This window comes from Anaerococcus degeneri (assembly GCF_017874475.1).
GTDB lineage: Bacteria > Bacillota > Clostridia > Tissierellales > Peptoniphilaceae > Anaerococcus > Anaerococcus degeneri.
This window is the reverse complement of sequence record NZ_JAGGLO010000018.1, coordinates 1-12,759: the sequence shown is the minus strand read 5'-3', so window position 1 is coordinate 12,759 and position 12,759 is coordinate 1. Positions and strand designations below refer to the sequence as shown.

The 12,759-nt window shown below is 30.7% G+C and carries 12 protein-coding genes and 3 pseudogenes; all 15 read right to left on the bottom strand.

What is annotated here, in order from left to right:
- A pseudogene (locus J2Z38_RS10245) lies at positions 1-468 on the bottom strand (stalk domain-containing protein); the annotation flags it as partial.
- The gene (locus J2Z38_RS10240) at positions 455-694 is read right to left on the bottom strand and encodes a hypothetical protein (RefSeq protein WP_001080402.1); all 240 of its coding nucleotides are present in this window, start codon (positions 692-694) and stop codon (positions 455-457) included. The pseudogene J2Z38_RS10245 and the gene J2Z38_RS10240, both read right to left, overlap by 14 nt.
- 14 nt (positions 695-708) lie before the next feature.
- Positions 709-3,288 (bottom strand): C40 family peptidase, encoded by a 2,580-nt coding sequence (locus J2Z38_RS10235; protein WP_209775181.1) that lies wholly within the window; start codon positions 3,286-3,288, stop codon positions 709-711.
- 7 nt (positions 3,289-3,295) lie between these two features.
- A complete protein-coding gene (locus tag J2Z38_RS10230) occupies positions 3,296-5,719 on the bottom strand; it encodes a VirB4-like conjugal transfer ATPase, CD1110 family (protein WP_209775180.1) in 2,424 nt (807 codons plus the stop codon).
- On the bottom strand, positions 5,610-6,020 hold the full coding sequence (locus J2Z38_RS10225) for a PrgI family protein (RefSeq protein ID WP_008902108.1): 411 nt from the start codon (positions 6,018-6,020) through the stop codon (positions 5,610-5,612). The genes J2Z38_RS10230 and J2Z38_RS10225 overlap by 110 nt, the downstream gene beginning before the upstream one ends.
- A gap of 1 nt (position 6,021) precedes the next feature.
- The gene (locus J2Z38_RS10220) at positions 6,022-6,312 is read right to left on the bottom strand and encodes a hypothetical protein (RefSeq protein ID WP_002838520.1); all 291 of its coding nucleotides are present in this window, start codon (positions 6,310-6,312) and stop codon (positions 6,022-6,024) included.
- A 9-nt stretch (positions 6,313-6,321) separates the two neighbouring features.
- Entirely contained in the window at positions 6,322-7,185 is an 864-nt protein-coding gene (locus J2Z38_RS10215; RefSeq protein ID WP_000466919.1) for a VirB6/TrbL-like conjugal transfer protein, CD1112 family, read from the bottom strand.
- A gap of 10 nt (positions 7,186-7,195) precedes the next feature.
- On the bottom strand, positions 7,196-7,276 hold the full coding sequence (locus J2Z38_RS10210) for a Maff2 family mobile element protein (protein ID WP_115354505.1): 81 nt from the start codon (positions 7,274-7,276) through the stop codon (positions 7,196-7,198).
- Positions 7,277-7,282: 6 nt separating this feature from the next.
- Complete coding sequence (locus tag J2Z38_RS10205; RefSeq protein ID WP_209775178.1) at positions 7,283-8,929, bottom strand: recombinase family protein; 1,647 nt, start codon at positions 8,927-8,929, stop codon at positions 7,283-7,285.
- Positions 8,930-8,932: 3 nt separating this feature from the next.
- Positions 8,933-9,157 (bottom strand): hypothetical protein, encoded by a 225-nt coding sequence (locus J2Z38_RS10200; protein ID WP_209775176.1) that lies wholly within the window; start codon positions 9,155-9,157, stop codon positions 8,933-8,935.
- Between the two features lie 153 nt (positions 9,158-9,310).
- Entirely contained in the window at positions 9,311-10,012 is a 702-nt protein-coding gene (locus J2Z38_RS10195) for a replisome organizer (protein WP_209775174.1), read from the bottom strand.
- A gap of 81 nt (positions 10,013-10,093) precedes the next feature.
- The gene (locus J2Z38_RS10190) at positions 10,094-11,164 is read right to left on the bottom strand and encodes a PDDEXK nuclease domain-containing protein (RefSeq protein ID WP_209775172.1); all 1,071 of its coding nucleotides are present in this window, start codon (positions 11,162-11,164) and stop codon (positions 10,094-10,096) included.
- 293 nt (positions 11,165-11,457) lie between these two features.
- A pseudogene (locus J2Z38_RS10185) lies at positions 11,458-11,788 on the bottom strand (phage replisome organizer N-terminal domain-containing protein); the annotation flags it as partial.
- Positions 11,789-11,871: 83 nt separating this feature from the next.
- Positions 11,872-12,288 carry a DUF4829 domain-containing protein gene (locus J2Z38_RS10180; protein ID WP_225304646.1) on the bottom strand — a complete coding sequence of 139 codons (417 nt, stop codon included), beginning with the start codon at positions 12,286-12,288 and terminating at the stop codon, positions 11,872-11,874.
- A gap of 308 nt (positions 12,289-12,596) precedes the next feature.
- Positions 12,597-12,759 (bottom strand): annotated as a pseudogene (locus tag J2Z38_RS10175) (PcfB family protein); the annotation flags it as partial.

Sequence of the window (12,759 nt, the reverse complement as noted above, 5' to 3'; positions counted from 1 at the left end):
TTCTAACTCCCATTTTGTAGATGAATAATCTTCTTTTAGTTTTGCATTTTCATCTTGTAATCTTTTTAATTCATCTTTAAGCTGAGTAATTTCTGTTATTAGTTCATTATTGTTAGAATTTTTAAGATCCTCAATTTCTTTATTCAATTGAGCAATCTTATTGTCTTTATCTCTAATTTCCTCTTCTAGCTTAGCCTTTTCTTGTTTTAGTTTTTCTCCATTATCTTTGCAAGTTTCTAACTTTTCTTTTAATTCATCTATCTTTGATTGGTCTTCTTGTTTCTTATCATTTAAATCTTTGATCTGATTTTCTAAATCACTAATTTTACTTATTGAACTTTCTATCACTTTTTTACTACCATCTGTATCATCAGCTTTAGCTAGTACATTAGTAGTTGAGGTTGATGTTAAAACTAATAAAAGAGCCATAAAAAAGGCTCTTAGTCTGTTCGTATTAAATTTCTTCATTATGAATATTCTCCTTTTCTTTTAATTTTTCTTCTCTTTTTCTATCATTGATTTTCTCCATTAATTCTTCCAAGCTAATATTGTTCCTCCTAAGAGTTACAATTATTTCTTCATTTTCAACTTGTATTTCTTCATCGCAAATTTCCTTGTATTTTGCATTTAAATCTTTTAATTTCTCTTCTATTTTTTTCTTTTTGTTTCTAATACTTATAAGCTTCCTATTCACATAATATCTCCCTTCTATCTTGGTCTTCCAAAACCATAAAAGTGTGATTTCCAATATTTTGAATTTATTGATGTGTATTGAATTGGATCTCCTGCGTGAATCATCATTCCGTTACCTGCATATATTCCTACGTGAGATATTGGTGTTCCACTGTTATATGTTGAGTGGAAAAATATAATATCTCCAGGTTGAGCTTCACTTGGACTTACTGGATTGCAATAGTCTTTGTATATTCTCCATGCAGTTGTTCTTGGCATTCTTTTTACACCAGACTTTGTAAATGACCAACATACAAAACCTGAACAGTCAAAGTTAGATGGTCCACTTGCTCCAAACACATATCTTTTGCCTATATGTTTTTCTGCTTCATTAAAAAGAGCCTTTGTAGTGGCTGAATCAAAAGCAAGACCAGGATTTCCAAAGTTTGGATTGTCTACTATTTCTCCTAAGTCCCCATTACCTGATCCAAAAACATCTCCCATATTCCCCTTAGCTTCGAGAAGAGCTTCGTAATGAACTACATTATCTGGATAATCTTTAAATATTTTCCTAACAACTTCATCCATTTCTTTTTTCTTTAAAGTTACAATTAACTTTTTATATTCATACTCTTCTTTTTCATAGCTAGTATAAGGATTGCCACGACTATCATATCTAGTTTTTGCTACTGTTCTTGTTCTAATTTCAATTTCTTCCTTAAAGTCAAGCTTATACATCTTATCGAAAAGTTCTTTTAAAATTCCTTTTACTTCAGAAGCTGATTTTACTTCTCCACATCTTGAAGTTATATAGGATAAAAGTTCATGGGTATTATGACCAATTTCTCCTTCTTTTTTTATGATATATTCGTCATATCCAGGATGACTTGTTTTTACACTTTCTATTTGTGATTGTAGGTCATATTCCATTGATGAAAATTCTTGATTAACTTCACTTAGAACTGTATCTTGTGATAGGTATGTTGTTGTCATTACTGAGTTGACAGAGTTGCTTAATCCACTCATACCAACACTTCCGCCACCAATCATGATTGATAGCATAAGACCTAGTCCTATTACTAGAAATAAAACCATCTTACTTTTTCTAACAATTAGCTCTTTAGAAGCCTTACCTAAACTTAAAATAGCTTTTTTAACTCTATCTACAAGTCTTGTTTCGTGCTTTTTAGCTATCATGCTCTTCATTTGCTTTCTCTGGTAAAACTTCTTAAATCTATTTTTCTTTATATAGGCGTCTGACTTTTTTAAATCTTCCACGCCGCTTTTAAACTCCAACTTGCTTTTTCTATTTCTTATTTTCTTATCAAGTTTAGATAGCTTTTTTAAGGACTTTTTCTTTTTGTCTAGCTTATACTTCCTTATTCCATGCTGGAGTTTAGAGCTTACATTAGCGACCTTTTCTCCAGATTCTACACCAGTATTATCAGATCCTGAACTTAGATAATCTCTCACTAACTCTGATGACTTAGCTCCAGATAATAAAACCCCAGAAGATAGACTTCCTTTAGTTTTATTCTTTAAGATATTATCCTTTAGCTTACTTTTAGACTTTTCAAGCTCTCCAATCTTTTTATCTGAGATAAAGTCTTTAACATCTTGTGCTTTCTTAGAATCTTTCGTTGTAATTTTCTTAGATTCATTTTTTAAGTCATCAATTTTCTTGCGTGTAAATTTATCACTTTCATAATTTTTTCTTTTGTAGTAAGTCTTCTTTTTATTAACTTTCTTTTGTTCTGAAGGTTTAAGGCTTGTTTCCTTTTCATCTTTTATAAATTCTTGATTATTGTCGTTAACCTTCGAATTATCAAAAGTCTTATCTGTATCAACTTCGCTTAGCTTATTTTCTTTATCTATTTCTTTAGAAATTTTTTCCTTATCTCTAAACTTCTTTTCTTGATAAAGCTTTTGCTTTTGCTTTTTATCTATATTAGCATTATTCTCGTCATTACTTACTTCATCTTTAACAAGCTTATCTTTTCTATATATTCTCTTACTTTTCTTCGTTTCAATAGGTTTATCTTCACTTGTGTGGATTCGCTTAGACTCTTTCTCGTTGATTTTGTCTTGGAATTTATCCTTGCTATGGATAAGTTTATCCTCATAATTTTTAAGAACTTGTCTTTTGCTTGATGCCTTCTTATTGCTTATTGGTTGAGCCTTAGCTGAAATATCATCTGTTGTTAGTTTATTAGAATTAATATTTCTACTGTTTTCACTATCAAAATTCACCTTTTTAAAGTCTACATCTAACTCTTCATCAAGTTTAAAGCTTTCATCTGTCCTTATTTCAAGATTAGTCTGTTTAACTTCATTAGCCTTATCCTTATTATCTAAAACTTCTTTTCTAATTCTTTCCTTGTTTTTAGACTTCTGAAAATCTTTTAGTTTATCTTGTTTTTGATCTTTTGCTAATACATTCTCGTGAATAAGTTTAGATTCTTTTTCTGAAATTTTATCTCCGAACCTATCCTTAGTCTTAATAATCTTATTGATATAATCATCTGAATGAACAAGTTTACTTTCAAGATTCTTTTCAGGAGCGTCCCTATTTCGTATAATTTTCTTTTGAAAATCTTTTTTTAGTTTTTTATCCATATCACACCTACTTAGCTTCTTCTGGTTTTGTTGTCATTAGCTTATATAACATGGTGTCTTTAGGGAATTTATCTATAAATGGAACAATAGTATTTCCGAAGAATAATAATCCCTCACCTGCATTTGAATTAGTTATATAGTTTAGCTGATAAGGTGATATTTTTAATTTCTTAGCAAGAATATCTCTATCTCCAGATGCTTGATTTAACATTAGAACAAAGTCTGTATTGTCAAAGATATTTTCAATTTCCTGACTTGTTAAAAGGTCTTTTACGTTTTGAGTTATGCCTGTTGGAATACCACCCCATTTTCTAAATCTTTTCCAGATTTCTACTGAATATGAAGCAGTTTGTGGATCTTTTAATAAAAGGTGGAACTCATCTATATAGTATCTTGTAGACTTACTTCCTCTATTTAGGGAAACCTTGTTCCAAACCTGGTCTTGAATTACAAGCATACCTATTTTTTTAAGTTGTGTTCCTAGCTCTTTTATATCAAAGCAGAGCAGTTGCCTATTTAGGTCAACATTTGACCTATTATTAAATACATTAAGACTTCCCTTAACATAAATTTCCATTTCTGTTGCGAGTTTTCTACCAACTCCCTCTTCTTGAGATAGGAGCATATCGTATAAATCTCCTAATATTGGCATATTTTCTGGTTTTGGGTCTTCAAAATATTTTTGGTATATCTTTGGTAAGCACCTATCTATAACTGATTTTTCTGCAGCAGTAAGACCAGATCCTCCTACTACAAGTTCAAGCATAGACATTATGAAGTTTGCCTTATCCTTTAAAGGTGCGTCCCCATCTCCATAGTTCATATTTATATCTAGTGGATTAAGGTAGTCCTTTGATTTTGCTGAAACTTTAATAACTTCTCCATTAAATTGTTTTACAAGGTTTGAATACTCGCCTTCAGGATCACAAATAATTACATCATCGTCTGTTACAAGAATTGCATTTGCCATCTCTCTCTTTGCCGAGAAAGATTTACCAGAACCTGGTGTTCCTAATATTAATCCGTTAGGGTTCTTGAGTTTCTTCCTATCTGCCATAATTAAGTTTTGGCTAAGGGCATTTAAGCCATAGTACAAAGAATTTGCTGAATCAATAAATAGCTCTTCTGTTGTAAAAGGCATAAATACTGCCGTTGATGATGAAGTTAAAAATCTTTTTATCTCGACTTGGTTAACTCCTAGAGGTAAGACAGAAACAAGTCCTTGCTCTTGCTGATGAGATAATCTTTTCACCTGACAATTATGTCTGTTAGCAATTGATGAGATTTGAGCAATAGTATTTTCTAATTTTTGATTAGTCCTAGCAAAATTCATCATTACTATGGTAACTACAAAGAGCCTTTCATCTCTATTTTGTAAGTCAGATAACATGGACTTAACATCCGCACCAAAAGTATTTATATCTGATGGAATAATATCCATATCATATCCTGCTCGAACTGCTTTCTTTTGTTCTTCAATTTTCATTCTATCCAGGTCTGTATTTTTTCTCTTAATGAGTTTAATGGCTTCTGCTTGTTCAACTACATCTATATGAAAAGCTACATAAATATTGTCATCAATATCTAAAAACTCAGATAACATTCTGTCTGATAACTCACTTGCAAGTATTTGAAAATGGCTTACTGCTCCAATATATTTACCAAATTTAAAATTATTTACTGGTGCAAAATTAAAGATATTGGGAGTTATATGTGACTTTGTAGACTCTTTCTTCTTCAAATCTTTATATGAAAAATAAAAGTTTTTGTCTGGATTTAACATATCGTGAACAAGTCTTAGCCTTTCTTCACCATCAAGGCTTTCTGCTCTTACTCCCATAGATTTAAAGTTAGATAAAATATCTACTTCAAGTCTATTTAACTTTGCTCTTGCTTGCTCTAGGTTATCGGCTTCTGTTGTAAAGGTTATATACTTCATCTTTTTAAGTCCGTTATTGCCCTTTGCAAGTTGAAGCTTTAACATCTCCCTAAACTCTTTTCTTACATCGTCATAGAAGTCTCCCTTATCAGCAATTTTAATTGCATCTTGTAGGTCTTTATTTCTTCCTAATTGATTTACATACGAAAGTTCAATGTGGACACTTGGATCAAAAGAATTTAAAAAGTTGGCAAATTGGTTAAAGATTAAATCTCTATCTTCTTCCAATGCCAACTGGTAATTTATATCTTGAAATGAAATTGTCCTTGAATAATTTTTTTCATCTAACTGGCAAATGCCCTCTGGTAACATTCTCATATAGGGAATTGTATCTTCAACAGTAAATCTCTTTTTCTCTTTCTTTAAAAGTACACTTAGAAGACTATTTGTTTGATCTTTCTTTGTTTTTAGCCTTCTTACTTCCTTTCGGTCTTTTTTTAATTGTTTTTCCCTTAGATTTAAGTCGCTGATTTGCTTTTTTCTTTGCTTCAATGTATGCCTCCTTTCTTATTCTCTTAGTTGGTTGATAAAACTTATGAAGATAGAAAAATTTAAAATATTTTTCAAAAGTTAAGGTATCTTTTTCATATAAGGTTATAAAAAAGATTGGCAGGGTTACTATTAGCATTACAATGATAGAAACATCATTAGGTAGATATTTCTTCATAAATAAATAGGTTGGTATACCAATTAGTCCTGCCACAGAAAAACCTATAAGTTGTCTTTTGGTTAAGTTAAAGGCAACCTTTGTTTTAATCTTGTCCAAATCTTTTGGTATTGGTACATATGCCATTTTAATCTCCCTCTACTTCTTCTTTGGAAAGTTCAAGTATATGGTCATAATTAGATGTTGTTTCCTCTTCCAGGTAGCTAATTCTTTCTTCTAATTCTTCTTGTTTTTCTTCATTTCTGTCATTGTATTCGCCTTGATACATAACAAATTCATTGTGACATCTTCCGAGTCTATTTATTCTCCTCTTTAAGTTTCTAATCTCTTCATTTCTTTTTTTCTCTTTTAAGATTTCATAAGTTCCTCCCAATAAAATTCCAAGTCCCAATAAAGCACAATTTTTCTTTTTTAACATTTATTCCTCCTAGTGCGTATTCATAATACTTTTTGCAACTGTTCCACTCTTAAACATCATAAGTCCAAGTAGTAGAGCATATCCTAATATACTAAACAAGCTTGCGTGAATATCTGTAATCTGTACCGTTCTTATTAAAACGGTGTAGATACCTAAACATACCATCAAAAACAAACCTTGTAGTCCCAAGGCAAAAAGTCCCTTGATATAATTTGTTCCAATCTGACCCCATTCTTTATTTCCCATAGTCGCAAATGGTATGGATGATACTGATGAGTAGACATATATTTCAAACATACGCCCATATACTATTAAGGTAATAGTTAAAGATATACATTGAATTGCAATCCTTACAAGGCTTGTTTCAACTAATATCATTAAAAGCTCACCTATTTCTTTTTCTTTTAATGTATCAACCATTGCAACTATCTGATCTCCTGAAACAGTGGCAGAAGTAGTGATTACCCCTGCCGCTTTGTTTACAAGATTTTGTGCCACATCAAAGACTGCCATTGAAAATTCAAAGGCATGGCTTGCAAGGTAGACTGCTATAAACATCTTTATAATGTATTTGAAAAACTCAAAAGTATCCGTATCGTGCATATTATTCTTTTGCATAACCATATTTATGAGTTCAATACATAAAACTGCTGTTATGATAAGACCTGCTATTGGAACAATTACATTGTCATTAATGTTTTTAATGAAGTTATACACTTCTCCATTCCAACCCATTGGCGTCTTTCCAACATCAGTTGCAATAACTCCTACCTTGTCGTTTATATCTAAGAACATGGACTCAAGATTTGCTTTGATACCTCCGAGTAGCATATCCTTAAAAAATTCAGTTAGCTTGTCAAAGATACCAAACATAGACTTTCTCCTAATTTAAAGCATTTGCAAGTAGTGGAATTAATTTAATACCGATTAGTACAATTCCTCCACCAGCCATAAGCTGCTTTATGCCTAATTAGAGATTGTAAAATACTTGTAGCGTGTCTGTATTTCCTATGAAATTGTAGTAAATATCAATTGTTTGGGTGATTTCTCCATTCACTACTTCTTTTTCGTGAACATAGATTTTTGAGATGAGTTCGTTTAAGGTTTCTTTGTCCAGCTTCTTTATATCCCTATGTTTTTTTATGAGTTCAATCCATTTTTTAACATTAATATCTTCAAGATCTTCTTTGACAATCAATTTTTGATTATCTTTTATTCTTTGATTTAGATAATCTTGTTCGTTTTGTGATTTTTCAAGAATTTTTTGGAAGTTACTTTCACTTATCTTATTGTCTAGCCAGTCATCATATAATCTTTCAATCTTTTTAGTTAAGTCTTCTACTCTTATTTGATCTTCGTAAATCTTATCCATAATAAATTTTTGTTCTTCTTCATTATCAATTTCTCGTGATTTTTCAAGTGCTTTTATAATTTCTTTTTCGTCTTTTAATGCTATTTCTGCATTTTTTCTAATATCTTTAAGCACTATCTCATAAAGAGTATCATAATAAATTCTATGTTGACTACATAATGACTTTCCGTATCTTCTATAAGTGTTACAAGTGAGTAACTTTTCTCTTTTTTTCGATTTGTTTCTTCCAAGATTTAAAGATTTTCCACAATCGGGACATTTCACAATGCCTGCAAATATGCTTTCTTCTCCATTTTTAAATGGTCTTCTCCTGCTCTTTAATTTTTCATTTGCTATATTATAAATATCTTCAGAAATAATTGGTTCGTGCGTATTTTCTACTATTATCCATTCCTCTTTAGGTTTATCGGATAACCAACCTACTTTGAATTTATAATTAACTTTTTGACTAGCAATATGACCAATATAAACTGGGTTTTCAATAATTTCTTTTAGGGTTGTGCAGTCCCACCAATACTCTCCACCATCTAAGGTCATTTCTAACTTAGTTTTTTTATTTCTAAGTCCTTTTTTTCTATTCCACCAGGTAGGTGTAGGTATTTTTTCTTCAAAAAGTCTTCTCCTAATTGCCTGGACTCCATAGCCACTAAAAGCAAGATCAAAAATTTTTTCAACAATCCATGAGGTTTCATCATCGATTACTAATTTATGTGGATCTTCATTGTCTTTCCTATATCCTATTGGAGCAAGACAACCAATAAATTTTCCTTGCCTTGCCCTTGTCATATAGGCAGATTTCATCTTTTTGGAAACATCTCTTGAATAAAACTCGTTTAAAACATTTTTAAAAGGAACTATTTCGTTGTTTTCTTGAAAGGTATCTACTCCATCATTTAAAGCTATATATCTGACATTGTTCTTTGGGAAGAAATTTTCTGTATAGTATCCAGTCTGCAAATAGTTTCTTCCAAGCCTTGATAAGTCCTTAGTGATGACTATATCTACTTTTTTATTTTCAATATCTCTAATTAGTCTTTGAAATGATGGTCTATTTGTATTTAATCCAGTATATCCATCATCTATATATACATCGTAAATACTCCAACCTCTTGATTTTACATAGTTTTCTAAAAGTTCCTTTTGGTTTTGTATGCTGGCACTCTCTCCTTTCTGCTCATCATCTTTAGATAGTCTGCAATAAATTGCAGCTTTGAATGAAAAGTGATTTGAATTTGTTTGTATCATTTCCTATTCCTCCTTATTTGAGTTTTCAGAAATAACACAACTTTCTCTAAAACTATTTTTATTATAGCACTCTTTTTTATTACTATCAATATTATATTTATTATACTCAATTTCATTATCCTTACTTAATTTGTTTGATTTTTTTATTAGTCTTAGAAAAGCTTCTGTATCTGTTCTTCTATTATCATAATTTCTTTTTACAATGTATTTTGTTTGTCTTTTTGTCATAACTTATCCTTTCATGCAATAAAAAAAGGCGATTAGATTTTTAATTTTCTAATCGCCTTTTAAGTGTCGTATTTACATTTTTATTATATCTGGCATACTTTGATACCTTTTTAGACCTAAAGTCTTTAATAGTGGCTTTCCACCTCTTTTTATCTATAAAGATTCTCCTACATCATAGTTCATTTTTTTATTTAAACCTTTCTGTCTTAGTTTATCTTTATCTTCTTCATACCATTTTAAGATTGTCGCATAGTGGTTTTGATAGGTCTTACCACTGCTTTCCATGTAACTTGATAGTTTATTTATCATTATTTCTGCGTGTGAGTTTAGTTTTTCTTTAAGTTTTTTATATTCTTCTTTGCTTAACCTTACATTTTTGAATTCTCCATAAAAAATGGGGGTGGACTGTTCTTCTCTCCCCTTATCTATACTAACCTTATCTAATCTACCCTTACCTATACTGGGTTGACCACTTGACAACCTTTGGTTAACCAGATGACAACCAACTTTTTCTTCTGAAATATATGCTCCATTTTCCGTTTGATAAAGCTGTTGTTTCTGCTCTATATACATTGTTGGCTTATATCTGTCTTTTCTAATAAAATTATTTATCTTCCAATGAGTAATGACGATTATTCCCTGATCAAAGACTATCACAAAGCCTTTGGCAATAAGTATTTTTAGGTCATCTTCATTAGCTCCGATAATTTTGATGATTTTCTTAGGATTATTTACAAAACCGTCATCATCTGCCCTCATTGATAAATGAAAATATAGGCATTGACTACTTAGTGGCATATCCAAAAATAAGTCGCTATCTACTATCTTTAGTGAAAACATTCTTTTATCTGCCATACTCTCCTACCTTTCTTCAAATAAAAAAGACGATAGTTTTTACTTCTACCGCCTTGTGTACATTTATTATGTTTTTAAAATTTATTTTAGTTCGTTTTCAATTTCTTCTATGGTTGGTAATGCTCCCTTTAAACTTTCAGGAATTAAGTTTTGTAGATGATATTCTGAAATTCCAATAGGCTCTCTTGAGCTTTCAGAAGCATATTTTGCCAATACATTATCCTTTGTCTTACAGATTAAAAGACCTATTGTTTGATTATCCCCATCTCCCTTTAATATATGGTTTACAGATGTTACATAGGTTCCAAGTTGTCCTATATCCGCAGGTTTAAATGCGGAAATTTTAACCTCCACAACTACATAGCAATGTAGCTTAATGTTGTAGAATAACATATCAATAAATTCTTCTGAATTTCCAACTACAAGTCTATATTCTCTGCCCACGAACGAAAAACCTGTCCCTAGCTCCAATAAGAATTTTTGAATATTATCCATCAAAGCGTCTTTCAATTCTTTTTCATCATAATTTTGCCTTATAGATATAAAGTCAAAATTATACGGATCTCTCGTCATTTCATTGGCTAAATCACTTTGTGTAGCAGGCAAATTATTTGTGAAATTTGTTATTGCTTTTCCTTGTCTCTCAAATAGATCTGTATCCAAGAAATTTAAAAGCACAGCTCTACTCCAGCTATTTTCTAATGTTTTAGATATAAAGAAAAATGCTTTATTCAAATTTCCCTCACATCTATCCATAATATATCTTTGATGTCCCCATGGGATACTAAAAATCATATTAAAATCTCCACCGATTTTAGATATTTGTAAATCGTCCACAAGCTGTGGACGATTTAATGGCGAATACATTTCATAAAATTTCTTCATATATTTTAAATTAGTAACAGAAAATCCTTTAACATTGGGAATTTCATTTTTTAAATCCGAACTTAATTTTTTATAGAATCCGCTTCCCCATCTGCTTTCTGCCTTTAAGCTAATAATTTCTTCACCTAAACTATAATAAAACTTTAGCATTTCAGAATTGACCGAAACTGCTGCTTTAAGTTGCCTGCTTGTATATGATCTTTTTATTTTCTCAAGCATTTTTATATATTCACTATCTCCTATAATAGCTAAATCTTTTTTATCCATTCTCATCACTCCAATCTGATTCTTTATTTTATTCTGTTTCTTACACAAATGGTGGGAGTTTTAATCTTTTTATCATAATCAGCTTACAGTTAACAAGCTCATTTTATCATTACAAATTTAGTTTGATTAATGTGATTATACCAAAAATGCTAAATCTTTTCTATCTCTCCCTCTCTCTCTTTATCTATCTCTATATCTTTCTCTATCTCTTGTCGGACATGGGTTGGACTTATTAAGGACAATGTCCTCTGTTTATTTTGTCTGTATCTTCTTTTTTTTCTCTGCCCAAGCTGTTTATGACCCGATTAAGTTTGGTATTTCGGTTAAGTAGTATTCATCATTTTCTGTTACAACTTCTAATAAGCCTTGATTGATTAAATAATTAACTGTAACCATTACATCATCGTCTGTTTCATCTATGGTTAGTGCTAACTCTTTTATAAAATCACTTTCTACTCCGTCATAATAGAGTTTGCCCTCATCTTTTAGGCTTAGGAGTAAAAGTTTGAGGTAGCTTATCGTGTAGGTATCTCCTCCCGATATTCTCCTTAATCTATTTATCCTTTTGTCTGTGAAAAATTCTTCTTTTAATTTTATCCAATAATATCTTTTGTTTGTTGCCATTCTAATCCTCCTTGCAATAAAAAAGAAGTAGATTTTTTCTCTACTTCTCCTTATAATTTATATTTTATTTTTCCTTATATTTTTTAATAACCTTGATCTTCTATCTTCCATTCCCCATCTTTGTCTGGTCGAACTAAGGTCCAGCTGTAATTCTTGTATTCATCCTTACTTAATACAGGATTTTCCCCACTTACATCAAAATCTGAAAATAGTACGATAATATTATTTGGATCTATATCAGTGCCCTTGCCTGCTCCATATTCCATAAAATCTTTTATTACATCTTCAGATTTAGCTTCATCGTAGCGTACTGCTTTTAATTCTGAGCCTGGGAATGAAAAATTATCCTTTACTACTTTAATTGCAGAATCTATTTCTTCTTGGCTAAATTTACTTGAATCACCTTTATCAATTGTAATATCTCCATCTGTTTTCCCTTTACATCCTGTTAATGAAAATAAAATCATTATGGCAAGAAGAATTCTAAAACCACCTTTCATAATATTTCCTCCTTTGATTATATATACCATGTCTACATAATAATAAGTGGTGGCAAGGCTTACCGCATACATAAAATCCTTGCCAAGTTCAAGCAAAATTTTTTCAATATAGTCTATAAGCGCATTTATACAAGCACCTCTTTGACCTCTTAATTGCTCTAATTATATCATAAATATTGTGTTTATTCAATTTTATATCTTATATGCCTTGATATTTCCCAGATTTTCGATAATCGAAATTCTTGATTTCCGATTTTCGGAAGTCTTGTTACTGTGGGTATCTAAGGGTGTAACTTTTCGTTACTCCCTTAGATTTCTCTGGTCATATCTTTTTTGCTTGGTTTTACTTTTTCTTTTACTTTTCTTTTGACTTTTTCTTTTGTCTTATCCTTGTTCTTGGATAGGTCTTTGTATTTCTTTATTTGTTTTAGGATACTTTCTTTTTCTTTTTTATTTTCTTTGGCTATGACT